Source organism: Massilia polaris, from assembly GCF_012927275.1.
Taxonomy (GTDB): domain Bacteria; phylum Pseudomonadota; class Gammaproteobacteria; order Burkholderiales; family Burkholderiaceae_D; genus Telluria_A; species Telluria_A polaris.
Map to the genome: position 1 here is coordinate 186,162 of NZ_JABBGG010000007.1, position 24,652 is coordinate 210,813.

Genomic DNA, 24,652 nt, shown 5'->3' on the forward strand with positions numbered 1-24,652 from the left:
GACATCGGCAGCTGAGTTGCAGATTCACAACACATGCTTTCATTCGGGAAGGGGTAAGACAATTTCGATGCGGGTGCCGGGCGGTTCCTCGGCGCTGACGGTAATTTCGCCGTTCATCGCCCAAACGCGCTCGCGCATGCCGATAAGTCCCAGCGACTCGGCTTTTTCCATGTCGTCCGGCGTGATGCCGCGGCCGTTGTCGCGGATTGTGACCAGCAGCTGGTGATCGGTGCGAAACAGGTTCAGGGTGACGTGGCTGGCGTCGGCATGGCGGGCGATGTTGGTCAGCGCTTCCTGCACGATGCGGAACACGGCGGTACTGGCGGTATCGTCCAGGCGCAGCTCGTTCTCGTCGGCGTACAGGTCGCAGGGAATGCCGTAGCGGTCGACCCAGTCATCGCGCAGGCCCTGCAGCGCAAAGAACAGGCCGCCTTCATCGAGCGCGCGCGGGCGCAGGTTGGTGGCGATGCGGCGCAGCGAGGTGATCGCCGTCAGCAGGTTGTCCTCCATGCCCTTCATCAGGCGCAGCGCGTCGGCGCTGGCGCCCGGCTGCTGTTGCAGCAGGGTCAGGTCCATGCGCAGCGAGGCCAGCAGCTGGCCGAGGTCGTCATGCAGTTCGCGTGCGATGTGGGTGCGCTCCTCCTCGCGGATGGTTTGCAGCGCGGCCGACAGCTGGCGCAGCTGGGCGTGCGAGCGCGACAGCTTATCCTGCACCTGCTGGCGCTCGGTGACGTCGCGCAGGATGATGGTGTAGAGCGACTCGCCGCTTTCGGTGCTGCTCGATACCGATCCTTCGAGCGGGAAGCTTTCGCCGCTGGCGCGCACGCCGGTGACGGCGTAATCGGTGGCGCGGCGGCCGCTGCGGCCGGCGCTGAACCATGTCGACACGTTCGGGGCGGCGCCGCCGGCCAGCAGGATCGGGTCGGGACTGATGAAGCGGGCCAGCAGGCTGCCCTGCATGTCGGCGACCGTGGTCGAAAACATCGCCGCGGCCGATGGGTTGGCCAGCACGATATGCTGCGTTTCATCGGTGGAAATGATCGCGTCGCTGGCGTTTTCAATGATGCCGGGGCTGCGGTTACGCAGCAGGCGCGGAGCGCGGCCGGTCCGGGCCAGGCGCGCGATCACCGCGCCGCCGGCAAGGCCGATCAGGAATACAGCTGCTTGCAATCCTTTGCCGGATAGTCGCATCAGGGACATAAGCTTGCCTGCCGGTGATGGGCGCGCGAAGGCGAGCCCTCCGCGTACGATAAGTTGCGGAAGAGTTTTTACCTTGAGGTAAGGCAAGCTTTGCGTTGGAGAAATAATTGGCATGCGGCCAGTCTACTGTCAGGGCTTGTCAATCCGAACAAATAAAAATTGCCATGCTTATCGATGGGTTCGCTATTGCGAACACGCCTGCGACGCCATTCCTCCGCGGGGAAGAACGGCGGGACGCCTACATCTGTTTGAACAGATGCAGGAAGCTGCGGCTGACTTCGAGCTTGTCGGGGCGGCCTTTGATCAGCACCAGGTGGCGTCCACGGATGTCGCGCGTCACGCCTTCGATCGCGTTCACGTTCACCAGCGTTGCGCGGTGGATCTGCCAGAACAGCGAAGGATCGAGCTCCTCGGCCAGGTCGCGCACCGGCTTGCGGATCAGCGCCTCGAACTTTTCGGTCTGCACGCAGGTGTATTTTTCATCGGAGCGGAAGAACAGGATTTCCTCCACCGGGATCATGCGAAGGTCCTGGCCGATGCTGGCCTGGATCCATTGCAGGTAGCTCGGCTTCGGCTTCGACATTTTCTCGGCCAGCTCGGACAGCATCGCCGTCACGTTTTCCGCCACCGCCTCCTTCGGCTTGGACAGGCGCGCCTTGAGCCGGTCGACGGTGATCTGCAGCCGCTCCTGCTCAGGCGGCTTGAGCACGTAGTCGACCGCGCCGCGCTCGAACGCTTCGACCGCATACTGGTCGTACGCCGTCACAAACACCACGTTGCTCTGGGCGCCGATGTCGCGCGCCGCTTCCATGCCGGTCTTGCCCGGCATGCGGATGTCGAGGAAGGTCAGGTCGGGCTTGAGTTCCCGGACCAGGTCGACTGCCTCTTCGCCATTCTTGGCCTCGCCGACGATCTCCAGTTCGGGCCAGACCTGGCCCAGTCGCAAGCGCAGCTGGTCGCGCATCAGTCTTTCGTCGTCGGCAATGATTGCGGTAGGCATGAGTCGATCTGCTTTAAAGTGAGAGTGACAATTATTCAACGAAACCGGGCGTAAATCAATCGCTTACTTCGACACCTGATAGGGAACTTCAATGGTGGCGATGACGCCGCTCGGCGTGTTGGCGGCGATGGTCAGCTTGCCCTGGTCGCCATGCAGCAGCTTGAGGCGTTCGCGGATCGTCGGCAAGCCAAGGCCGGTGCCGTCGCTCGGGTGCACGCCGAAGCCGACGCCGTCATCCGAGACGATCACGCGCAGCTTGGCGCCCGCCACTTCGGCGACGACCTTCAGGGTGCCGCCTTCGGGCTTGCATTCGAGGCCGTGCTTGATCGCGTTCTCGACCATCGACTGCAGCATCATCGGCGGGAAGGCCGCGCTGCGCAGTTCGTCGGGAATCTGCATGTCCACCGTCAGGCGTTCCTCCATGCGCATCTTGAGCAGGTTCAGGTAAGCCTTGACCATGTCCGCTTCACGGCCGAGGTTGGTAACGACGGCGTTGTCGCGCATCTGCGGCAGCACGGCGCGCAGGTACTGGATCAGGCTGCGCTGCATCTTTGAGGCGCGCGGCGGGTTGGTTTCGATCAGGTATTCCACCGAGGCCAGCGTATTGAACAGGAAGTGCGGCTCGACTTGCGCCTGCATCATCTGCATGCGCGCCTCGGACAGCTGGCGCTGCATCGATTCGCGTTCGGCCGCGGCGTTGGCGCTTTGGGTTTCCGCTTCGGCGCGCTTCTTGCCGCCCATCAGGGCCTTGGTGGCGAACAAGGCCAGCAGCAGCAGCGAGATGAAGCTCTTGAACCAGGTCGAGGCCTGGTTGTGATAGCGCGTCACTTTCTGCTCGGCCATGTCGTCGACCGCTTCCTCGATCGCGTTCGACAATTCTTCGCCGATCTGCGGCGGCAGTTCGATGTGGACCGAGCCGTCGCTGGCGTCGGTCGACGCCGTGGCCGGCGGCGCCGGCGGCACCGGCAGTTCACCGGCCTCGGGCGGCGCCGGCGGTTCGGGCGGCACCGGCAGCTTGCCCTTGCGCGGATTGAAATGGATGCCGGTGTCGTCGATCACGATGTGCGGGTCGGCGGCGTCGCGCTTGCCGGGCTTGTTGTCGGTACGCGCCACCATCGGCGCGCCGCTGCCGGAGAACAGTTCCTCTTGCACGATCGAGGCGGCGATCAGGGACAGCGCGGCGAACAGGAAAAATTTCCACCACGAGAGCTGGGTGACCCAGGTCGCGGTCGCGTCAAAACCCTTGTGCACCCAGGCGAGGCTGTTGGCGAAAGATTGCTGGAGAGGAGGGCGAGCTTGCATGTGATTCGGTTTCCGTGGGCGTGATGGGCTTTTTTGTCACGCAGTGTAAGCCTGCGCAGCCGGAAACGCCATTTTGCCGCGTTAAATACTGTTGGGATGGTGCAACTGTAGGCCGCGCGCGGCCGCGCGGCCATTCGTTTGCGACAGGCTGCACAATCGGGGTAATGGAATGCGCGCGCGAATCCAATCTCGCCGGCCACGCCGGCCTGGCGTGTCGAGGCGGCGCATCAGGTCCGAAAGCTGATCCTCAGATGGCCGCGCTGGCGGTCAGCATTCCCTGCAGCGCGGATTCGGACAAGGGTTCGGAAAACAGGCGGCCCTGCATCTCGTCACAGGCGTTCGCGCGCAGGAAATCCATCTGCGTGCGCGTCTCGACCCCCTTCGCAATCACTTTCACGCCAAGGTCGTGTCCGATGTCGATCAGGGCCTTGACCACCGCGCCGCTGCGCGCGTCTTCGGTAATGCGGTTGATGGCCGAGCGCGCCACCTTGATATGCGTGAGCGGCAGTTTCTGCACGTAATTCAAGTCGGACATGCCTTCGCCGAAGGCATCGAGCGAACGCCGCACGCCGAGGTCGCGCAGCTGCGACATGATGTCCAGCCCGAGCTGGTGGTTGTTGTTGAGCCCGTCCTCGCGCAGTTCCACTTCCAGCATCTCGGGACGCAGCCCGTGGCGCTCGATGACGGCGGCGATGTTGTCGACATAGCCCGGTTGGCTGAATTCGCGCGACGAGGAATTGAGCGCGACCGGCAGCGGCGGCATGCCAGCGCGTTGGCGCCGCGCCAGGAAATCGCAGGCTTGCTCAAGCACCTCGCGCCCGATCGGGACGATCATGCCGTTCTGTTCGGCATCGGACAGGAACGCCGCCGGCAGCAGCACGCCATGCTCCGGATGGCGCCAGCGCACCAGCGCTTCGAGCGCGTTGATATGCCCCGCATGCAAGTCGATGCGGGGCTGGAACATCAGGAACAGCTCGCGCCGGTCGATCGCGTTGCGCATCGAATCCTCGCGCTTTTGCCGCGCCTCGCCGGTCGATTTCATGTCCGATGAAAAGAAGCAGGCCTCATCCTTTTGCGAGGCCTTGGCGTGGTACATCGCGACATCGGCGGCGCGCACCAGTTCGACCGTGCCGGTGCCGTCGTGCGGATAGACGCTGACGCCAATGCTGGCGCCAGTGCCGATTTCGGTACGTTCGAACACGGCCGGGCGCGAGAGCGCGTCGCGCAGGCGCTCGACCATGCGCAGCGTATAGCGCAGCGAGGGCTGGTTGACCAGCACCAGTACGAATTCATCGCCCGACAGGCGCGCCACCGTATCGCTGTCGCGCACCGCCGCCTGCAGGCGCTTGGCCACGACCTTCAACACCTCGTCGCCGGCTTCGTGGCCAAAGCTGTCGTTGATCTGCTTGAAGCCGTTCAGGTCGATCAGCACCACCGCGACCAGCGATTTATTCCGTTGCGCCATGTGGATAGCCTGTTCCAGCCGGTCCCAGAGCAGCGTCCGGTTGGCCAGTCCGGTCAGCGGATCGTGGTTGACTTCGTGTTCGAGCAGGGCGGTGCGGTGCTTCAGGGCCGTGACATCATTAATGACGCCGATGAAGTGGGTCACTTTGCCGGTGCCATCGGCCACCGGGGTGATCGTGAGATCGTTCCAGAACACCTCGCCGTTCTTGCGCAGGTTGCGCAACACCACATTCACCTGCCGGCGTGCGCTGACCGCCTTGCGCAGGCGGTCGCGTTCGTCGTCGTCGAGGCCGGGCGAGGCCATGAAGCGGGAATCCCGTCCGATGACTTCGCTTGCCGAGTAACCTGAGATGCGCTCGAATGCCGGGTTGACATATTCGATCGGGTTGTCGCCGTCGGCGCAGCGCGCAATGACCAGGCCGTTGCTGGTGGCATGCAGGGCGCGCTCGCGGATGCGCAGCACTTCTTCCTGGGCGCGGCGGTCGGAGATGTCGATGCCCATGCCGCACAGGTAGCGGCGGCTGCGGCATTCGATGCGCGCGCCGCACAGCAGGTAGGGCGTGGCGTTGCCGTATTTGTCGAGGTAGTTGGCCTCGACGAAGACCTGGGCGTCGTGTTCGAACACCTCCTTGATCCTGGCGGCGATGATGCGCTTGTCGGTGATGTCGTACATGTCGAGCGCATGGGCGACTTTCAGTTCCTCCGGCGTCATGGCGGTGACGCGCTCGAGGGTCTTGTTCCAGAGCGCGAAGGTGCCGTCCTCGCGGATGACGTAGAAAGTGCCGGGCAGCACGTCGATCACGCTGCTCAGCGGCATGCGACCGACCAGCGACAGTTCCTTTCCGCTGGGGTCGGCGACGAAGAAGGCGACGAAGCCGGTCAGCGCGCCATCGACGTCGTATTGGGACAGCAGGGTCAGTTCGACGCTGCGGCAGCTGCCGTCGGGCAGTGGAATGCCCAGTTCCAGCGCGTCGCACTGCTTGTGGATGCCGGACCACCGTTCGAGCAGCATCTCGCGCCCGGGCATGTCCAGCAGGCTGGCCAGGGTGTTGCCCAGCGCCACTGGCGCAGGAATGCCGAACAGGGTCTCGCACCGGTCGCTCCAGCTGACGACTTTGCCAGCCGCATCGGTAAGCAGTGCAGCAATGTCGGTGTCTTCGCTGACAAGCATGTGGTCCCCTTGAGCACGACAGGTTGGACACATCCGCCACCAGGAGGTTCCATTTTGGTGCGATGTTTGCAGGACAGTTTAGCACCTGGGAAATGGCGCACGGAATAAAAAAGCCCGCGGCGAACGCGGGCTTAGTCGGCGGGGCAAACCGCTCAGGCGACGGCGCTGTCCTGCTTTTCAGGCAGCGCAAGCTGGTTGCCGACGCTGAACTGGTAATCCCTGAACACGTGCTCGGCCGACAGGATCTGGTAAGTGCCGTCGGCCAGCTGGTGGGTGGTGTCCTTCAGGCGGTAGGTATAGTGCCCGCAGGTCCAGCAGTTGAAGTTGCGCATGTGCGTGCACAGGCAGGTCTTGTCCATCACCACGACTTGCCTGGCGTCCGGATTGGCCATCACTTCGCGGTTGTACGAATTGATGTAGGAGCAGTTGCCGGTGGCGTCGAGCAGGTAGCCGTAGGACTCGCAGCCCGGACGGATGCCCGAGCCGATCGCCGGGGTGTTCTTCAGCATGCGCATCGGATAGCCGGTCGGCGACACGCCGTTGACGATGATGTCCTGTTCCGAGGCCTTGTAGTACTCCTGCTTGACGTTGTCGGGCAGGCCGCACTCGTGGGTCACGGTGAAACGGGTCGCCACCTGCACGCCGCCGGCGCCTTTTTCGAGGAAGCTGACGGCGTCGCTGCCGGTGAAGATGCCGCCGGCCGCGATCAGCGGGATGTCGAGGTTTTCCGCCCGCATGAAGGCGTGGATCTCGTCCATGATCGTGTGCAGGTCGTAGTCGGCCCAGTCGAGCCCGAAACCGAGGTGGCCGCCGGCCAGCGGGCCTTCGACGATGATGTAGTCAGGCAAGCGGTTCAGCTTGGACACCTTGCGCAGGAACAGTTGCAGCGCGCGTACCGACGACACGATGATGCCCAGGTAGGCTTCGCGGAAGCGCGGATGGTCTTCGATCAGCGCGAACGAGCCCAGGTGCAGGCCGGCCGACATGGTGATGCCGTCGATGCCGGCGTCGAGCGCGGCCGACAGGCGGGTGCGCAGGGTTTCCTTCGGCGAATTCATGGTCAGCTTCTCCATGCAGTTCACGAAGATCAGGCCGTCGCCTTTTTTGGCCGCCATGGTGGAACCGACGTGCAGGCGGGTCGCCTCGGCCAGGCGCTCGAGGTCGAACTGCACGACCGCCTTGTCCATGTTGTTGATGTTGAACTTGTAAGTCTTGGTCTTGTCTTTGACGAAGGTGGTATCGAACTTGCGGTCCGACACATCTTGCACCATCGCATCGGAAATATGGCCGATGCCGCCCAGGCGCGCAGCCTCCAGCGCCAGCTCGGAGGTCGAAATATCGACACCCATTCCGCCAATCATGATGGGAACATATTCCTTGTTGCCCAGACGCAGGCGGAAATCATCAACACGTTTCATTGCTATCCTTAGACTACCGAGTTTCCAGGGTGCATAGCGCGGCATTTGGCGCGCTCCGCACCCTCCATTCTACTCCATGGGCAAGAATGCCCAAAAGCCCGGCTTGCGGGCTGCTTGCGGGGCGCTGCTTAATCGCGGAAATTGTTAAATTCCAGCGGCATGTCCGGCACATCCTTGCGCAGCATCTGCATGGCGGCCTGCAGGTCGTCGCGCTTGGCGCCGGTGACGCGCACCGATTCGCCCTGGATGCTGGCCTGGACCTTCATCTTGCTGTCCTTGATGACCTTGACGATCTTCTTGGCGTCCTCGGTCTCGATACCGTTCTTGACCTTGATGACCTGCTTGACCTTGTCGCCGCCGATCTTCTCGATCTTGCCTTCGTCGAGGAAGCGCACGTCGACCTTACGCTTGGACATCTTGTTGATCAGCACATCGCGTACCTGCGACAGCTGGAAGTCCGAATCGGCGTAGGCGGTCAGTTCCGCTTCCTTCTGTTCGACCTTGGCCGAACTGCCCTTGAAGTCGAAACGGGTGGTGATTTCCTTGTTGGATTGCTCGACCGCGTTTTTCACTTCGATCATGTCTGCTTCTGAGACGACGTCAAACGATGGCATAGTAGGGTTCCTCTCTTGTTTTACTTGCTAATTGTAGAATGCCGATATTTTAACGGACAACCGGCCGCCGTCCCGCTCCCGATGCCGGAAAATATGGCTGGTATCCTATAATCGAGCAAAAAATACGGTATCCCATGCACGCACACCTCGCCATCGAACACGATTTCCCGCTCAAATCGCTGAACACCTTCGGCATCGACGCCAGGGCGCGCCGCTACCTGCGCGTGCGCGGCCCGGAAGACCTGGCCGCCGTGATCGGCGACCCGGCGCTGGCCGCGCTGCCGCGCCTGCTGCTGGGCGGTGGCAGCAACGTGCTGCTCACGCGCGACTTCGACGGCCTGGTGCTGCACATGACGGGCGCCGGCAAGGCCCTCGCCGGCGAAACCGATAGCCACGTGCTGGTGCGCGGCGCGGCCGGCGAGAACTGGCACGGCTTCGTCCAGTACACGCTGGCGCAGGGCCTGGGCGGGCTGGAGAACATGTCGCTCATTCCCGGCACCCTGGGCGCGGCGCCGATCCAGAACATCGGCGCGTACGGGGCCGAGATCAAGGATGTATTCCATTCGCTGACCGTGTTCGACATGGCCAGCGGCGAGCTGCGCACGATGGATGCCGCGGCGTGCCGCTTCGGCTACCGCGACAGCGTGTTCAAGCGCGCCGAAGGGCAGGGGCTGGCGATCGTCGACGTCACCTTCGCGCTGCCGCGCGACTGGCAGCCCAACCTGCGCTACGCCGAACTGGCGCAGGCGCTCAGCGAGGCCGGCGTCAAACAGCCAACGCCGCAGCAGGTCAGCGACACGGTGGTGGCGCTCCGCCGCCGCAAGCTGCCCGACCCGGCCGTCATCGGCAACGCCGGCAGCTTCTTCAAGAACCCGCTGGTCACGGGCGCCGCATGCGCGCGCCTGCTGGCGCAGTTTCCGGCGCTGGTGCACCATGCGCAGCCGGATGGCAGCGAGAAGCTGGCGGCCGGCTGGCTGATCGACCAGTGCGGATGGAAGGGCAGGAAGCTCGGCGCCGCGGGCGTCTACCCGAAACAGGCGCTGGTGCTGGTGAATAATGGCGGCGCCAGCGGCGCCGATGTGCTGGCGCTGGCGCGCGCGATCCAGGCCGACGTCTCGGCGCGCTACGGCGTGCTGCTCGAACCGGAGCCGGTGTTGGTTTGAACGCTTAGTCCGGCGCGAGGAAAATCTTGTTACGTCCGCCCGACTTGGCCGCGTACAGCGCGCGGTCGGCGCGCGCGACCAGCTCTTCCATCGAGTTCTCCGCGCTCGGCAGCACGGTCGCCACACCCACCGACATCGTCACCACGTCGCCCGACGCCGAACCGCTGTTATCGATGGCCAGCGCTTCCAGATGGCTGCGGCAGGCTTCGGCGATGTGCATCGCCCCTTTCGCACCGGTATCGGGAAGCACCAGCGCGAACTCTTCCCCGCCGTAGCGCGCCGCGAGGTCGGCTGGCCGCTTCAGGTGCCCGGTCAGGATCGCCGCGGTCTTTTTCAGGCACATGTCGCCGGCCTGGTGGCCGAAGGTATCGTTGTGGTGCTTGAAGCAGTCGATATCGCACATCACCAGCGACAGCGGCGTTTTCTCGCGCCGGCCGCGCTGCCATTCCAGGTCCAGCACTTCGTTGAAGCGGCGGCGGTTGGCGATGCCGGTCAGGCCGTCGAGGGCGGCCAGCTTCTGCAGTTCGATGTTCGCATCGGCCAGCCGCTGCTGGCTCTCGCGCAGGAACTGGAAGGCCTCGTCGCGCTGCAGCCGGCTGATATGGCCGGACGAGTGGTAGCGCACGCGCGCCAGCAGCTCGATCCGGTCCGGCAGCTTGACCACGTAATCATTGGCGCCGACCGCGAAGCTGTGCGCCTTGAGCTTGGGGTCTTCCCTGGCCGACAGGACAATCACCGGCACCGACGCCAGCGCTTCCTGCTCGCGGTAGGCCTGGATCAGCGCGAAGCCGTCGACATCGGGCATGACCAGGTCCTGCAAGATCACGGTCGGCTTCATCATGACCGCCGTCTCCAGCGCGGCGGCGCCATTGCTCACGTAATGGAATTCGATATCGGGCTGGCCGTCCAGCATGCGACGGACCGCTTCGACAATGATGAGCTGGTCGTCTACCAGCAGGACACGAACTTTGAGATGCGTGACGGGCGACTCCCGGGCGGTACTGACCTGGCTGATTTCTGACATGCTTCCCTTTGCGACAGCGCCGCGGATGCGGGCCCGTCTTTATAATTTGACGCCAATTCTACTGCGTAAGGCGCGTGCGATGCCATCGAGGGGCAGAATATTCTGGGCCGCCCCAAGGTCGGCCGCCGCGCGCGGCATGCCATACACGGCGCTCGATGCCTCGTCCTGGCTGATGGTGGCATTGCCCGCTTCGCGCATGGCGAGCAGTCCGGCGGCGCCGTCGCGGCCCATCCCGGTCAGCAGCACGCCGGTGGCCGCGCCGTTCCAGTGCTGCGCAACGCAGCGAAAAAACACGTCCACCGACGGCCGGTAAGCGTATTCGCGCGGGTTGGGATCGTAACGCAGGCGTCCGCCCGCGCCAAGCAGCAGGTGGTCGTTGGTCATCGCCACCTGCACCGTGCCGGGCGCCAGCAGGTCGCCGTCGGCGATCACCTGGACCGGCATCGCCAGCTGCTCGCCCAGCCACCTGGCGAACTGCGGTGCGAAGTGGGCGTCGATGTGCTGGACGATGACGACCGCCGTTCCGGCCGGCGGCTGCCAGTTGGCCAGGATGGCGGCGATGGCCACCGGGCCGCCGGTCGAGGCGCCGATTGCCAGCAGGTGGGTGACGGCGCTGCTGTCGCCCGCGGCCGGCGGCGTGCGCGCCGGCTGGTCGGCGCGGCTCACCCGCAGCAGCTTGCCGATCGTCTTGATCTTGGCCAGCAGCTCGGCGTCGCCGGCGCTGCCACGCAGGACCGGCGTCGCCGTCACGTCGAGCGCGCCGGCGCCCATCGCGCGGAACACCTGGCCCACGCTCTCCTGCGGCTGGCCGGTGACGATCAGGATCGCGCACGGCGACTTCTGCATGATCTGGCGGGTCGCTTCGACGCCGTCCAGCTCCGGCATGTTCAGGTCCATCAGCACCAGGTCGGGACGGTTATCGGCGCACATGCGCACCGCTTCGGCGCCGGTGCGGGCGATCCACAGCAGCTGGTGTTCGCTGGTGCTGGCGACGACCCGCCGCAGCGCCTCGGCGGCCATCGCGACGTCGTTGGCGATTCCGATTTTCAAATGAGCGGGTCTCCGATCAGGTCGAACACAGCGTCGAGCAGCGTCTCGTCGTGGAAGCTGCCTTTGGTCAGGTAGTAGTCGGCGCCCGCCGCCATGCCGCGCGCCCGGTCTTCCGGCCGGTCCTTGTACGAGACGATCATCACTGGCAGCTTGTGCAGGTCGATGTCCTTGCGGATCAGCGCGACCAGGTCGATGCCGTCCATGCGCGGCATGTCGACGTCGGTCACGACCAGGTCGTAGTCGCCGCTGCGCACCGCGTTCCAGCCGTCGATGCCGTCGATCGCGACATCGACCTGGTAGCCGCGCCCGAGCAGCAGCTTGCGCTCCATCTCGCGTACCGTGAGCGAATCGTCCACCACCAGCACGCGCCGGCTGCGGCGGCGCTCGGTCGCGTTGGCGCCAGCCAGCTTGTGCAGGCCGCCTTCATGCAGCAGCTTGTCGATCGACAGCAGCAGGTCGGCGACGTCGAGGATCAGCACCGGTGCGCCGTCGTCGAGCAGCGCGGCCGAACTGATGTCGCGCATCTTGCCGAAGATAGGATCGAGCGCCTGCACCGCAAGGCTATGCTCGCCGCGGATCGCGTCCACCACCAGCGCGTAGCGGCGCTGGCCGCTGCCGATCACCAGCACCGCCAGTTCGTCGCCGGCCGCTTCGATCTGGCCAAGCTCCAGCACCTGCGCCGCCGGCACCAGCCCGAGATGCTCGCCGCCGAAATCGAAGAACTGCTTGTTTTCGAGGGTGCTGATGCCTGACTGGGGAATCTTCAACACGCGTTCGACCTTGACGATCGGGATCGCGTACGCTTCGCCCTGCACATCGAACACCAGCGCGCGCACGATCGACTGTGTCAGCGGCAGCGTGATTGAAGTGCGGAAGCCGAGGCCCGGCTGCGACTCGATGCGTACCGTGCCGTTCTGTTCGCGGATCACCTGCTGCACGATGTCGAGGCCGACACCGCGCCCGGAGATCACGCTGGTGGTCTCCTTCAGGCTGAACGCCGGCAGGAACAGGAATTCGAGCAGCTCGGCGGATGACATTGCCGCCGCCATCGCATCGCTGGCCATCCCGCGCGCGAGGACGTTGGCGCGGATGCGTTCGAGGTCGACGCCGCGTCCGTCGTCGCCGATTTCGATATTCAGCATGCCGGCGCGGTGGCGCGCCTCCAGCCGGATGGTGCCGGCTGGAGGCTTGCCGGCGGCGGCGCGCTCGGCGGGCGTTTCCATGCCATGGTCGACCGCGTTGCGCAGCATGTGATTAAGCGGGCTTTCGATCCTGGCCAGGATGTCGCGGTCGACCAGCGTGTCCTCGCCCTCGATCAGCAGCTGCGCTTCCTTGCCCAGGCTGCGCGCCAGGTCGCGCACCATGCGCGGGAAGGCGTGCACGCCGTCGCCGAAAGGACGCATGCGCAGTGCCAGCACTTCGTCGACCAGCGCCGCCGACACGCCCAGCACCTTGCGCTCGTAGTTTTCGATCTCCGCGATGTGGCCGATGACGAATTGCTTGAGCGGCGCCGCCTTGTGCAGCAGCTGCGACGCGCGTTCGGCCAGCGCCGCATCGCCGCTGCGCAGCACGGCCTCGTGCAACTGCTCGATCGCCTGCAGGACGGTGGCCTGGTTGCGCTTGTGGCGCTGCAGCGATTCCACCAGGGGGCGCATCTGGTGCGCGTTGATGCGCGATTCGCTGGCCAGCGCCAGCAGCTTGTCGTAGTTCTGGCTGACGCGCGGCGGCAGCGGGGCCGGCGCCGTTTCGGCCGGCACAGGGGAGGGCGCCGCTTGCGGAAGCGCGGGCGCCGACTGCAGCGAAGCGATTGCTCCGATCGCCGCGATTGCCGCCGTGATGGCAGCGGCATTCTGCGCCATCCACGCATCGACGCTGTCTTCGGTCAGCGCCGCGAACTGGACGATCAGGTCGACCCCGGACAGCAGCACGTCGATGCGCGCCGGGGTCAGGTCCAGCCGCCCGTTCTGCGCCGCGACGAACGCATCTTCCATCGCATGCGCCACCTGCACCGCGACATCGAGGTTGACGATGGCGGCCGCACCCTTGATCGAATGCGCGGCCCGCATCAGCACGTCGATCGCATCGGCGCTGGCGCCGCCGCGCTCCATCGCCAGCAGGCCGTCGGTCAGCGTGCGCGCCTGCCCCTCCGCCTCCATGCGGAACAGGTCGAGCATCGAAAACTGGCTCAGGTCGCCGAACTGGTCCTGGCTCATCGCACTAGCCTCATCATCTGGTGTCCGATCAGTGAAGCGTCCAGCACGCCGATATGCATGTCATCGATGGCGGCCACGCCGAGCAGGTAACGCTGCATGCCGCGGTTGATGGTGGCGGCCGGCGGCGTCAGGCCCTTCGAAGCGTAACGCACGATGCCGCACAGGTCCGCGACCGGCAGCGCGAACGGCTGGCCTTCCCAGTTCACCACCAGCAGGCGCGCGAAGGTATGGCGGCCGCTGCGGACCGGCGCGTCGCGTTCGTCGATGCCGAGCAGCGCGGCGAGCGAGATGGCGGGCGCCAGCTTGCCGCCGACATTGACGATGCCGGCCAGCCCGTTGCCGCCGCGATGCGGCAGCCGGTGCGCGGGCGCTTGCGGCGCCACCTGCGACACCATCGCCGTCGGCAGCGCCAGCCACTCGCGCCCGATCCGGAACGCCAGCGCCGAGGTGTCGCTGCTGTCGCTTGCTGCGACGGGCTGACGCAATTGCGCTGCCCATTCGCTGCGGTAGGTGTCGCTGACGGGGCGCTGCAGGCTGCGCTGGGCGGCGCCCGCGTAGACGTCGCAATTACGGCAATGAACCAGCGGGGCCAGTTTGGCGCAGCTCTTGTCGCCGGCCACGCCGATCAGGTTCCAGCAGCCGCTTTCGCTCATGACCTTCCTTTCGGTGCGCCGTCATTGGCGCGCTGGTAGACGCGCGCGGCGCGCTGGCGCAAAGCGTCCGACTGGGCCGCGTCGCCGCGCTCGCCGGCCAGCAGCGCCAGGTGGCACAAGGCTTCGTAATGGTCGGGTTTCAGGTATACGCAGCGGCGCCAGTATCCTTCGGCGGCCGCCAGGTTGCGCCCGCACTCGCTGGTCAGGCCGAGGATGAAATAGGCGTCGGCGTTGTCGGGCGCCGTGTCCAGCACCCGTTTGCACGCCGCGGCGGCAGCGGCATGGTCGCCCTGGTCGGCCTGCTTGCGCGCCTGCGCAAGCACTGCGCCCACATCCGGCGGGCCAGGGGCGGGCGCTGGCTGGCGCGGCGGCTTCGGCTTTAACTGCGGGGCTGCAGGGCGCGGCGTCACGCGCGCTGCGCGGGGTGGAGCAACCGGCGCGCGGACGGCGGGCGTCGCCGGCGCGGCCGCCGTGGCCTTTTGCAATGCAAATGCATTGGCCGCGCGCACGGTGGCAAAACCGTTGCGGCAGTAGGTCGGCACCTCGGCATAGCCGGCGAACAGCAGGCCGTCGTCGGCCAGCAGCGCATGCAGCCTGGCGATCGCCGCAGCCGCGCTCGGCTCGTCAAAATAGATCAGCAGGTTGCGGCAAAAGACCACGTCATAACGGCCGCCGGACGCCAGGTCGGTGGCCAGCAGGTTGCCCTGGCTGAAGCGCACCTGCGCGCGCAGCTCGTCGTGGATCTGGTACTCGTTACCGGTGCGGGTGAAATAGCGCGCGCGGAATTCCAGGTCGCCGCCTCTGAATGCGTTAAGGGTGTAGCGGCCGCGCCGCGCCCGTTGCAGCGCCACTTCCGACAGGTCGATCGCGTCGATACTGCAGGCAGCCGGGGCCACGCCGGCGTCGCGCAGCGCCATCGCCATCGAATACGGTTCCTCGCCGCCCGCGCAGGGCACCGACAGGATGCGTACCACCCGGTTCGGCGCCGCGGCAAGGCGGCGCTGGACAAACGCCGCGGCGGCGGCAAAGGCTTCGGCGTCGCGGAACATCCAGGACTCGGGCACCACCAGCAGTTCGACCAGCGCGCGCAGCTCGCCGGGCGCGATGTCGGCGGCGTAGGCGGCAGCATCGGCGACGCCCGATTCGGCAATGCGCCGGCCGACGGCGCGGTCGATCACAGCCTCGCTCAGGTCGAGGCCCGTTTGCTCGCGCACCAGGTCGCGGATGTTCATGTCGGCACCGCCTGCGGCTGGAACAGCAGGGCGCGCACCTCTGGCGTCAGCAGTCCTTCGGGTTCGACCAGCTGCAGCATCCCGGTTTCGCCGCCGGCGACCTGTCCCAGGAAGGGTGCGCCGGTGACGCCGCTGTCGGCGAAGGTGTTCTGCTCCACCGTCTCGATGCCGGCCACCTGCTCGGCCAGCAGCCCAAGCGCGCGGGTGCCGCCGGCGGCCGGATAATCGACCAGGATGATGCGGGTGTCGAACCACAACTGCCGCGCCGGGGCGCCGGCCAGCTGCGACAGGTCGATCACGGGAACCGGCTCGCCGTGCAGGTCGAGCAGGCCGGCCACGTATGCGGGCGCCAGCGGCAGCAGCTTCAGGCTTGCCGCCGGCAGCACGCGCGCGACGGCGCCGAGCCGCAGCCCGTAGCGGTCCAGACCGATGTGGAAGACCAGGACCTTCATCGCTGCTTAATGATTGACCGCGAACGTGGACACCGACGATTGCAGGTCGCTGGCCGCGTACTGGAGCTGGTGCACGGCTTCGCTGGTGGCTTTCAGCGACTCCACCGTCTGCTGGGTCGCGTCGCTCAGCTGCATCATGGTTTCCGAGATCTGGCTGGCGCCGACGGCCTGCGACTGCATCCCCTGCAGCACCAGGTCGAACTGCGGCGCGAGCTTCTGCACCTGGTCCATCACGGACGACAGCTGCAAGCCCACCTGGCTTACTTCGCCCACGCTGCGGCGGATCTCTTCCGAAAATTTATCCATGCCCATGACGCTTGCCGACACCGCCGACTGCATCTCCTTGAGCATCTGCTCGATGTCCCAGGTCGACACCGAGGTCTGGTCGGCGAGGCGGCGGATCTCGGTCGCCACCACCGAGAAGCCCCGTCCGGCCTCGCCGGCCTTTTCGGCTTCGATCGCCGCGTTCAGCGACAGGATGTTGGTCTGGTCGGCGACCTTGGTGATGGTGGTCAGCACGCTGTTGATGTTGCTGGCCTTTTCCGACAGGGCCGCCAGCTTGGCGTTGATCGAATCGGTCGCGGCGACCATGTTCTGCATGGTCTGGTCCATGCGGCGCAGGTTGTTCTGCGCGTCGGCGGTGGCGCTGGTGGTGTAGTCGGCCACCTCGGTGGCTTCTTCCATCGTCCTGAGCAGTTGCGACGTATTGGCCGACATTTCCTTGGTGGTCGCCAGGATTTCGACGCTGGTCTGCGCCTGTTCGACGCCGGTCGCTTCCTGCTGCTTGGCCGAGGCGGCGATTTCGGTGGCCGAGGTGGTGACCTGGATGCCGGCCTTCTGGACGTTGTTGATCAGCTTGCGCAGGTTCTCCACCATGGTCTTCAGTCCATCGCCCATGCGGCCGGCAGCGTCATCGCCGCTGACGGTGACGCTGCCGGTCAGGTCGCCGCTGGCCGCCTTCGACACCACATCGAGCAGGGCGTCGACCTTGGCGCGCAGTTCCTTGGCGACGGCCAGTTCCTTGGCCTGGCCGTCTTCGATGGCCTGGGCCATGCGGTTGAATTCCGCGGTCACGTTGCCCAGTTCATCACGCGCCAGCACCCGCGCCCGCGCCGACTGGTCGCCGCGGGCGATCCGGCCAACCACTTCGGTCAGGTTGTTGATGGGAGTGAGCAAGGCCCGGCCCAGCATCATGGCGATGATCGATGCAAGCACGATGCAGATCGCGCCGCCGGCGACCAGCACCATCGACATCGATTTCTGCAGCTCGGCCGCTTCGGCAGAACGTTGCGCCAGCAAGCGGTTTTCTTCGGCCGCGATCTCGCCCAGCATCTTGCGTATTTCAGCGACCGTGGCGAAGCCGGTCGCCAGTTCAGGCGCGCGCGCGGCCTGTTCGGCGGCGCCGGGCGCCTGGCCGAGGGCGCGCCGCTTGTCAATCAGCGGATGGTTGACGTTCTGGAGCCACGAATCGATTGCGGCGTCAACCTTGCGTAAGCGCTCGTGCTGCGCCGGACTGTCGGCAGTGAGGCTGACCGCGTGATTGATGTTCATCTGCACCAGGGCTTCTTCGTCCACTTCCGGCGTCAGGAAGCGTTCCTCGCCGGTCAGCAGGTAGCCGCGTACCTGGTTCTGGATGTCGAGGACGTTGGCCCCGATCTGGTCGGTTTCGAGCATTACTTCGAGCGTATGCCGGTCGAGCCGGGTCGCTTCAGAAACCTTGGAGAAATTGTTGTAGGCAAGCACCAGCAAAATCAGCAGGATCGCGACAATCGCGCCGAAACCGGCGTACAGTTTTTGCTTGATGCTAAGGTTCTGCAGCATAGATTCTCCTGATACCAAAATTTGTGCTCCAAATGTAACATTTCAGCGGCCCTGTCGGGGGCATTTTCACTCGCGGACCGACCAGAAGCTACATATTCGCACGCGAAAAAAAGCCGCCCCGGAAGGCGGCTTCGTACGGCAAAGGACGTTTACTGACCGCGCTTCTCGCGCGCCTTCGCCGCGATCCGCATGCGCAGCGCGTTCAGTTTGATGAAGCCGCCGGCGTCGGCCTGGTTGTAGGCGCCGCCGTCTTCGTCGAAGGTCGCGATGTTCATGTCGAACAGCGAATCGGTCTTCGAGTCGCGCGACACCACGATCACATTGCCCTTGTACAGCTTGATGCGCACCCAGCCGTTGACGGTGGCCTGGGTGTGGTCGATCAGGGTCTGGATCGCGACGCGTTCCGGCGCCCACCAGTAGCCGTTGTAGATCATCGACGCGTAGCGCGGCATCAGGTCGTCCTTCAGGTGGGCCACTTCGCGGTCCAGCGTGATCGATTCGATCGCGCGGTGCGCGCGCAGCATGATGGTGCCGCCCGGGGTTTCGTAGCAGCCGCGCGACTTCATGCCGACGTAGCGGTTCTCGACCAGGTCGAGGCGGCCGATGCCATGCTTGCCGCCGAGGCGATTCAGCTCGGCCAGTACCGTGGCCGGGGTCATGCGCACGCCGTTCAGCGCGACGATGTCGCCCTTTTCGTATTCGACGTCGAGGTATTCCGGGGTGTCCGGCGCCGCTTCTGGGCTGACCGTCCAGCGCCACATCGATTCTTCGGCTTCCGCGCTTGGATTTTCCAGGTGGCGGCCTTCGAACGAGATGTGCAGCAGGTTCGCGTCCATCGAGTACGGCGCGCCGCCGTTCTTGTGCTTCATGTCGACCGCGATGCCCGCGTCTTCCGCGTACTTCAGCAGTTTTTCGCGCGACAGCAGGTCCCACTCGCGCCATGGCGCGATGATCTTGACATCAGGTTTCAGCGCATACGCGCCCAGTTCGAAGCGGACCTGGTCGTTGCCCTTGCCGGTGGCGCCGTGCGAGATCGCGTCGGCGCCGGTTTCGCGCGCGATTTCGATCAGGCGCTTGGCGATCAGCGGACGCGCGATCGAGGTGCCCAGCAGGTATTCGCCTTCGTACACGGTGTTCGCGCGGAACATCGGGAACACGAAGTCGCGCACGAATTCTTCGCGCACGTCGTCGATGTAGATGTTTTCAGGCTTGATGCCGAACTTGATCGCCTTGGCGCGCGCAGGTTCGAGCTCTTCGCCCTGGCCCAGGTCGGCGGTAAAGGTGACGATTTCGCAGCCGTAGTTATCCTGAAGCCATTTCAGGATGACGGAGGTATCGAGGCCGCCGGAGTAGGCGAGAACTACTTTTTTGATGTCGCTCATGGGAGTTCCAGTGTAAGACGTGGGGTGAGGGTGGATTGGTCAGCTGGCCCTTGGGTAAGTCGCTCCCGCGACGGGCCAACGATAGTGCATGGTGGTGGATAGTTTATTTATTGTCGATACGTCCGAGCAGCAGGTATTCGATCAGCGCCTTTTGCACGTGCAGGCGGTTCTCGGCTTCGTCCCAGACCACCGACTGCGGGCCGTCGATGACGTCGGCCGAGACTTCCTCGCCGCGGTGCGCAGGCAGGCAGTGCATGAACAGCGCGTCCTTGTCGGCGCGCGCCATCTTGGCCGAGTCCACGATGAAACCGTCGAAGGCTGCCAGGCGTTCGGCGTTTTCCTTCTCGTAGCCCATGCTGGTCCAGACGTCGGTGTTGACCAGGTGCGCTCCCTCGCAGGCGTCGGACGGGTTGGCGAAGAAGGTGTAGCGTTCGGTCGACACCAGCGACGGGTCGATGTCGTAGCCCTGCGGCGTCGACACGTTCAGGTGGAAGCCGAATACTTCGGCCGCCTGCAGCCACGAATACAGCATGTTGTTGGCGTCGCCGATCCACGCCACCGTCTTGCCGGTGATGGAGCCGCGGTGTTCGACGAAGGTGAAGATGTCGGCCAGGACCTGGCACGGATGGTGTTCGTTGGTCAGGCCGTTAATCACCGGCACGCGCGAATTGGCGGCGAAACGCTCGATGATCTCCTGGCCGAAGGTGCGCACCATGATGATGTCGCACATGCGGCTCATGACCTGGCCCGCGTCTTCCACCGGCTCGCCGCGTCCCAGCTGGCTGTCGCGCGTGTTCAGGTAGATCGCCGCGCCGCCCAGCTGGTGCATGCCGGCTTCGAACGACAGGCGGGTGCGGGTCGAGTTTTTCTCGAACACCATCACCAGCGTGCGGTCGATCAGCGGGTGGTAGATCTCGTAGTTCTTGAACTTCTGCTTGATCACGCTGGCGCGCTCGATCACATACTCGAATTCGTCGCGGGTGAAGTCGGAGAGCTGCAGGAAGTGCTTGATCGGGTTCGTAGGCATGATGACAACTTGGACACGTGTATCCATACAATTATAAGGGTTTTGCCAAGGCGTCGTTGGATCCTCGCACCACCCGCCCATCCGCCCATCCGCTAGTCTCGACAAGTGGGCAGCTGCGCCGGAACATGCAGGGGCGCGTAACGACACAGCTCAGTTAAATCGACGCTTCGCTCGGCGGAAGATTCGCAAGGAATATATCTAAGCTTTCATTAAATCTCCTTAAGCCAGGTCACATGTTGTTGCTCTCTTCCAGTATCTTCGCGGCTGAGCCAGCTTTGCCGCATGCGCAATGAATTCTTGAGGTATATTTATGGTGCGAAGGCCAAATGTCGACCGACTGCGTTGGCGACATGTCCCCGGTTCCCCAATCCACGGAATCTCTGAGCACGCTTTGTGTTTGCCTTCCACCAATACCCACATCTCTGCTGCATAAGCCAAGTTACCTATAGTTGACCATCGACCTCGTGTTGACGGGCACCGCTATGGAAGATGACTTATGACTTATGACGCAATGCCTATTTGCGCAATCCCGTTCAAATCACGCAAGTGCCGCAAGGGGCCGCACCGACAAATTTCAAATCACGCTGGAAAGTGTAGTCAATGAGAAATTCTAATCGGGAAAGGCATCGAATGGCATTTCGCGCTCCTTTGAGTCGATGGGATAAATTCATGGACAGATTGTTGCTGCTAAAGCGCGATGCGCGCCCCTTATTGTCCAGCAGTTCCTTCGCTTCATCGCTCACCTTGATTATTGGCGGCGGCCTTTCGCTGCTGATGTTTTCATTGGTCTCGAACCAGATCGTTGACGACGCCCAGCTCCGCTTTGAGCGCAAGGCCAGTGACGTCCAGCACGTGATCACAGCACGCATTTCGTCGTACGTCGATGTCATTCGCGGGGTAAAGGCACTGTTTCACACGACTAGCATGGTGTCGCGCGTTCAATTTCACCGTTATGTGACAGGCCTGAAGCTGGCCGAAAGCTATCCCGGCTTTCAAAACCTGAACTTCGCGCAGTTTGTCAGCGAGGAAAATAAGGCGGCCTTTGAATCCGCGGTCCGCCAGGATGGCAGTCTGGACTTGCGCGGTTATCCCGATTTCTCCATCAAGCCCGCAGGACAAAGGTCTAGCTATGCAGTGCTGCTGTATCAGGAACCGATGGAAAACAACGCCAGCACGTTCGGCAAAGACCTGGCCTTTAATCCGCGCGTGCAAGCGGCTCTGGCAACAAGCCGCGACACTGGGGAACTGATCTCTTCCGGCGCCTTAATCCAAGTCAAGGGAGCGGATCAGCACATCGGCCTGGCCATGCGCATGCCGGTGTACCGCAACGACATGCCGCTAGCCACGCTGGAACAGCGGCGCGCGGCCTATATCGGTTCGGTAGGCGCCGGCTTCAATGTAATCAAACTGATGCAAGGCGTGGCCGACGATGAGGCCTTGCGGCGCATGCGCTTTCGGCTCTACGATCGGAGACCGGCCGGCGGCGAAGCGGCCGCCCAGCCCGACAGCAAGGAGAATTTAGTATTCGATAGCAATCAGTTGCTGGACGCATCCAGGGGCGCCGCCGATGTCCTTGTGTCCGGCGAGCGGTTGGTGACGTCGTTGCCGATTGAAATAGGCGGTCGTAGCTGGGAGCTGGTGTTCAGCGCCAGGCCGCAGTCCACTATGAACCGGCTCGATGCGGCGCTACCCTGGCTTGCGCTGTTGGGCGGCCTGCTGTGCAGCATCCTGTTGTCATGGGCTTTTTACGCGATGACTAGCGCCCGCAGCAGTGCGGTGAGAATCGCCAAGGCGATGACCAGGCATCTGCGGGAAAACCAGGCCAGGCTGGCCGAAGCGCAGCGTACCGCCCATCTGGGCAGCCTGTCGCTTGACCCGGCAGATCAAAGCATGCATTGGTCGGCCGAGACTTATCGAATCCTGGGCATGGCGGTCGGCGAGATCCGCCCGGATCTCGGTCAGTTCCTCAGCCGTATCTGCGACAACGACCTGGCACAGGTAAAAGCGGCACTGGCGAACGCCGTCCTGAGCGGGGATCGGATGAGCGGGGAGTATCGCATATCCCATCCGCATGGCGCCATCCGCTGGACGCAAATTATCTTCCAGGCTTCGCATAAGGCCGCCGATGCTAGGCTCAACGGCACGATTATGGATATCACTGAACGCAAGCAGGCGACGCTGCTGGCAGAAGTGGAGCACCGCGTTACTCAGCTGGTAGCCTCCGGCGCGAATCCGCAGCAGCTTATGCCCGAAGTGCTGGAAGCCCTGGTCGGGGGGCTGGACTGCGTATGCGCCGTGTTCCGCATTGTCGACGTACCGGGAGCGCGACTCATTTACAGCGACGCATGGTGCGCCGATGGCATGGATCTTGCGCCATTCATCGCCGCGCAAAGGGAAGAGCAGATTCCGTTGGACCTGGGTCTGGCCGGCCGCTGCTGGATGCGGCAGGCTCCCATCCTCAGGCCGGACTTCGACGCCATTGCGGAAAACGGGCAGCGCGCCGCCATGCCGTCGAACGTCTCCAGCTTGTTCGCCTGCCCGGTTGTCTCAGGCGAAGAAATATTTGGCGTGATTGAGTGTTTCGGTCGCTCTCAATACAAGCCGTACGAAGGATTGCAGAAAATGCTGCAATCCATCAGCAGCCAGATTAGCTTGTACCTGCAACGCAAGGCGGCAGAAAAGAATCTGCACCATGTCGCATGGCACGATGCGCTGACGGACCTGCCGAACCGCAGCATGTTCAATCAAACCTTGCAATACGCCCTGAACCGACACGCCCGTTATCAAGAGGGCCTGGCGGTGCTGTTTATCGACGTCGACCGTTTCAAGGTGATCAACGATACGCTGGGACATGGCGCCGGGGATTTGCTGTTGATCGAATTTTCACGCCGACTGACAGCGTGCCTGCGTGAAAGCGACAGCGTGGCGCGGCTCGGCGGCGACGAATTCGCCGTCATGATAGAGCGGTTTCCGGGGGTAGAGGACGTGATTGCCGTCGTCAATAAAATGCTGGGAAGCGCGGCGCAGCCGTTCCACATCAACGGCAAGGAATTCCGGACGACTGCCAGTATCGGTATCGCCGTTGCGCCGGATCACGGCAGCGATGTCGAAGCGCTGCTGAGAAATGCGGACGTGGCAATGTACCGCGCCAAGGTCAACGGCAACAGCTATCAGTTCTATTCCCCCCTGATGAACAAAGACTCGCTGAGACGTTTCACGCTGGAGGCGAGCTTGCGGCATGCGGTGGCCCGCGACCAGATGTTCTTGCATTATCAACCCAAGCTCGACTTGCGCACCGGCAAAATCAGCGGCGTTGAAGCGCTGTTGCGCTGGCGGCACCCGCAATTGGGCATGATTTCTCCCGTAGAGTTTATTCCGCTGGCAGAAGAATCCGGCCTCATCATCGAGATCGGGAAATGGGTGTTGAAAACGGCTTGCCTGCAGAACGTCGAATGGCAAAGGCAAGGGCTTGCGCCGATACGGGTGGCGGTCAACCTGTCGGCCCGGCAGTTCCGGGATGAAAAATTATTGCAGGATGTCTCGGACATCCTGGATCAAACCGGACTGGCATCTGACTGGCTGGAGATTGAAGTCACCGAGAGCATGGTGATGCATGACGCCGAATCTGCAATCAGGTTCTTGCAGCAACTTAAGCTGCTTGGTGTCCGCCTGTCGATCGACGATTTTGGCACGGGCTATTCGTCGCTGGCCTACCTGCGCCATCTGCCGGTCGATTGCGTGAAGATCGACAGGTCGTTTATCAAGGATATTCCCAACGAAGTCGATGACATGGCCATCACTGCCGGCATCATCGGGCTCGCGCATTGCCTCCGGCTGGAAGTGGTCGCCGAGGGCATTGAAACTGCAGATCAGCTTGAATTTCTGAAAGAAAACAGATGCGATGAAATACAAGGGTTTTTCTTCAGTAAGCCGCTACCGGGAGCAGAAGTGAGCAGCTTGTTAGAACGTAAGCTGCGTATTCCACGGCAAAGTGACCACCAATTCCAAGCCAAAGCGGCCACCGATTCCACGGCAATCTGGCCACCATTTTGGGGCCGGCCGGAAGGAGCTGAACTAGGGAGCCGCTGATCAATTCGCTCTCTTAGTCAAGAGTCGGTAACGGCGCGAACGAACGCCGACGGTGCTGGTAGATTTCTGCGATGCCAACCAAAGCGCGAATGGCCTGGCTGTCGTAGATCGCGTCCTCGATGCCTTCGTCAGACAAACCAAAGCATTGCTGGGCCACGTACATGCGCAGCATGCGCGCAAGGCCAATCGGCGGACGACCCGCTCCGTCGACCTTCGGATAAAACGGTTCGATCAGTTTGTGCAGCTTTCCCCACGGCGTAACGCTATCGATCTCAGCGAGGAAGCGGTCGCGCCGCGTGAGCTTTTTCTTGGCGGAGTATTCAAGGTCGGAGAAGCTTTTTTGCATGACCGATGACAGGCGGTGAGCGTCGCGTCAT

General features: G+C 63.7%; 17 protein-coding genes and 1 pseudogene. 2 read left to right on the plus strand and 16 right to left on the minus strand.

The genetic code is table 11. From position 1 onward, the window contains the following. Positions 1-39: 39 nt before the first annotated feature. The 6 genes from HHL21_RS13955 to HHL21_RS13980 all read right to left on the minus strand — a co-directional run bounded on the left by HHL21_RS13955 (position 40) and on the right by HHL21_RS13980 (position 8,169). Positions 40-1,200, minus strand: a complete 1,161-nt coding sequence (locus HHL21_RS13955; protein ID WP_229496411.1) for a PAS domain-containing sensor histidine kinase — start codon at positions 1,198-1,200, stop codon at positions 40-42. A gap of 238 nt (positions 1,201-1,438) precedes the next feature. Beyond that, on the minus strand, positions 1,439-2,200 hold the full coding sequence (locus tag HHL21_RS13960) for a LytR/AlgR family response regulator transcription factor (protein WP_169466843.1): 762 nt from the start codon (positions 2,198-2,200) through the stop codon (positions 1,439-1,441). A 63-nt stretch (positions 2,201-2,263) separates the two neighbouring features. After that, a complete protein-coding gene (locus tag HHL21_RS13965; RefSeq protein ID WP_169466845.1) occupies positions 2,264-3,502 on the minus strand; it encodes a sensor histidine kinase in 1,239 nt (412 codons plus the stop codon). A gap of 247 nt (positions 3,503-3,749) precedes the next feature. After that, positions 3,750-6,137, minus strand: coding sequence for a sensor domain-containing protein (locus tag HHL21_RS13970; protein ID WP_169466847.1), 2,388 nt, complete (start codon positions 6,135-6,137; stop codon positions 3,750-3,752). A gap of 152 nt (positions 6,138-6,289) precedes the next feature. Further along, positions 6,290-7,555, minus strand: a complete 1,266-nt coding sequence (locus HHL21_RS13975) for a nitronate monooxygenase (protein ID WP_169466849.1) — start codon at positions 7,553-7,555, stop codon at positions 6,290-6,292. A 128-nt stretch (positions 7,556-7,683) separates the two neighbouring features. Continuing rightward, the gene (locus HHL21_RS13980) at positions 7,684-8,169 is read right to left on the minus strand and encodes a YajQ family cyclic di-GMP-binding protein (protein ID WP_169466851.1); all 486 of its coding nucleotides are present in this window, start codon (positions 8,167-8,169) and stop codon (positions 7,684-7,686) included. 134 nt (positions 8,170-8,303) lie between these two features. On the opposite strand from HHL21_RS13980, the gene murB reads away from it, so the two are divergent. Continuing rightward, the gene (gene murB, locus HHL21_RS13985; RefSeq protein ID WP_169466853.1) at positions 8,304-9,332 is read left to right on the plus strand and encodes a UDP-N-acetylmuramate dehydrogenase; all 1,029 of its coding nucleotides are present in this window, start codon (positions 8,304-8,306) and stop codon (positions 9,330-9,332) included. Between the two features lie 4 nt (positions 9,333-9,336). On the opposite strand, the gene HHL21_RS13990 is transcribed toward murB, so the two are convergent. The 9 genes from HHL21_RS13990 to argF form a co-directional block, all read right to left on the minus strand. Then, positions 9,337-10,356, minus strand: a complete 1,020-nt coding sequence (locus HHL21_RS13990; protein WP_169466855.1) for a diguanylate cyclase — start codon at positions 10,354-10,356, stop codon at positions 9,337-9,339. Positions 10,357-10,395: 39 nt separating this feature from the next. Then, positions 10,396-11,406, minus strand: coding sequence for a chemotaxis-specific protein-glutamate methyltransferase CheB (cheB, locus tag HHL21_RS13995; RefSeq protein ID WP_169466857.1), 1,011 nt, complete (start codon positions 11,404-11,406; stop codon positions 10,396-10,398). Then, positions 11,403-13,619, minus strand: coding sequence for a hybrid sensor histidine kinase/response regulator (locus HHL21_RS14000; RefSeq protein WP_169466859.1), 2,217 nt, complete (start codon positions 13,617-13,619; stop codon positions 11,403-11,405). The genes cheB and HHL21_RS14000 overlap by 4 nt, the downstream gene beginning before the upstream one ends. Further along, positions 13,616-14,272, minus strand: a complete 657-nt coding sequence (locus HHL21_RS14005) for a chemotaxis protein CheW (protein ID WP_169466861.1) — start codon at positions 14,270-14,272, stop codon at positions 13,616-13,618. The genes HHL21_RS14000 and HHL21_RS14005 overlap by 4 nt, the downstream gene beginning before the upstream one ends. Continuing rightward, positions 14,269-15,504 (minus strand): CheR family methyltransferase, encoded by a 1,236-nt coding sequence (locus tag HHL21_RS14010; RefSeq protein ID WP_169466863.1) that lies wholly within the window; start codon positions 15,502-15,504, stop codon positions 14,269-14,271. Before HHL21_RS14010 ends, HHL21_RS14005 begins: the two co-directional genes overlap by 4 nt. Further along, complete coding sequence (locus HHL21_RS14015; RefSeq protein WP_169466864.1) at positions 15,501-15,956, minus strand: chemotaxis protein CheW; 456 nt, start codon at positions 15,954-15,956, stop codon at positions 15,501-15,503. The genes HHL21_RS14010 and HHL21_RS14015 overlap by 4 nt, the downstream gene beginning before the upstream one ends. Before the next feature lie 6 nt (positions 15,957-15,962). Next, positions 15,963-17,777 (minus strand): methyl-accepting chemotaxis protein, encoded by a 1,815-nt coding sequence (locus tag HHL21_RS14020; RefSeq protein WP_169466865.1) that lies wholly within the window; start codon positions 17,775-17,777, stop codon positions 15,963-15,965. A gap of 149 nt (positions 17,778-17,926) precedes the next feature. After that, a complete protein-coding gene (locus tag HHL21_RS14025) occupies positions 17,927-19,159 on the minus strand; it encodes an argininosuccinate synthase (protein ID WP_169466866.1) in 1,233 nt (410 codons plus the stop codon). 103 nt (positions 19,160-19,262) lie between these two features. Next, a complete protein-coding gene (gene argF / locus HHL21_RS14030) occupies positions 19,263-20,186 on the minus strand; it encodes an ornithine carbamoyltransferase (RefSeq protein WP_169466867.1) in 924 nt (307 codons plus the stop codon). 669 nt (positions 20,187-20,855) lie between these two features. Between argF and HHL21_RS14035 the strand changes: the two genes are divergently transcribed. Continuing rightward, the gene (locus HHL21_RS14035; protein ID WP_169466868.1) at positions 20,856-24,275 is read left to right on the plus strand and encodes an EAL domain-containing protein; all 3,420 of its coding nucleotides are present in this window, start codon (positions 20,856-20,858) and stop codon (positions 24,273-24,275) included. 70 nt (positions 24,276-24,345) lie between these two features. Here the strand turns inward: HHL21_RS14035 and HHL21_RS14040 are convergent. After that, positions 24,346-24,621, minus strand: a pseudogene (locus HHL21_RS14040) (transposase); the annotation flags it as partial. Between the last annotated feature and the right edge of the window lie 31 nt (positions 24,622-24,652).

Coding starts and splice junctions, on each gene's coding strand:
- HHL21_RS13955 (WP_229496411.1), bottom strand. CDS start 1,200: ATGTCCCTGATGCGACTATCCGGCAAAGGATTGCAAGCAGCTGTATTC.
- HHL21_RS13960 (WP_169466843.1), bottom strand. CDS start 2,200: ATGCCTACCGCAATCATTGCCGACGACGAAAGACTGATGCGCGACCAG.
- HHL21_RS13965 (WP_169466845.1), bottom strand. CDS start 3,502: ATGCAAGCTCGCCCTCCTCTCCAGCAATCTTTCGCCAACAGCCTCGCC.
- HHL21_RS13970 (WP_169466847.1), bottom strand. CDS start 6,137: ATGCTTGTCAGCGAAGACACCGACATTGCTGCACTGCTTACCGATGCG.
- HHL21_RS13975 (WP_169466849.1), bottom strand. CDS start 7,555: ATGAAACGTGTTGATGATTTCCGCCTGCGTCTGGGCAACAAGGAATAT.
- HHL21_RS13980 (WP_169466851.1), bottom strand. CDS start 8,169: ATGCCATCGTTTGACGTCGTCTCAGAAGCAGACATGATCGAAGTGAAA.
- murB (WP_169466853.1), top strand. CDS start 8,304: ATGCACGCACACCTCGCCATCGAACACGATTTCCCGCTCAAATCGCTG.
- HHL21_RS13990 (WP_169466855.1), bottom strand. CDS start 10,356: ATGTCAGAAATCAGCCAGGTCAGTACCGCCCGGGAGTCGCCCGTCACG.
- HHL21_RS14000 (WP_169466859.1), bottom strand. CDS start 13,619: ATGAGCCAGGACCAGTTCGGCGACCTGAGCCAGTTTTCGATGCTCGAC.
- HHL21_RS14005 (WP_169466861.1), bottom strand. CDS start 14,272: ATGAGCGAAAGCGGCTGCTGGAACCTGATCGGCGTGGCCGGCGACAAG.
- HHL21_RS14010 (WP_169466863.1), bottom strand. CDS start 15,504: ATGAACATCCGCGACCTGGTGCGCGAGCAAACGGGCCTCGACCTGAGC.
- HHL21_RS14015 (WP_169466864.1), bottom strand. CDS start 15,956: ATGAAGGTCCTGGTCTTCCACATCGGTCTGGACCGCTACGGGCTGCGG.
- HHL21_RS14020 (WP_169466865.1), bottom strand. CDS start 17,777: ATGCTGCAGAACCTTAGCATCAAGCAAAAACTGTACGCCGGTTTCGGC.
- HHL21_RS14025 (WP_169466866.1), bottom strand. CDS start 19,159: ATGAGCGACATCAAAAAAGTAGTTCTCGCCTACTCCGGCGGCCTCGAT.
- argF (WP_169466867.1), bottom strand. CDS start 20,186: ATGCCTACGAACCCGATCAAGCACTTCCTGCAGCTCTCCGACTTCACC.
- HHL21_RS14035 (WP_169466868.1), top strand. CDS start 20,856: ATGGACAGATTGTTGCTGCTAAAGCGCGATGCGCGCCCCTTATTGTCC.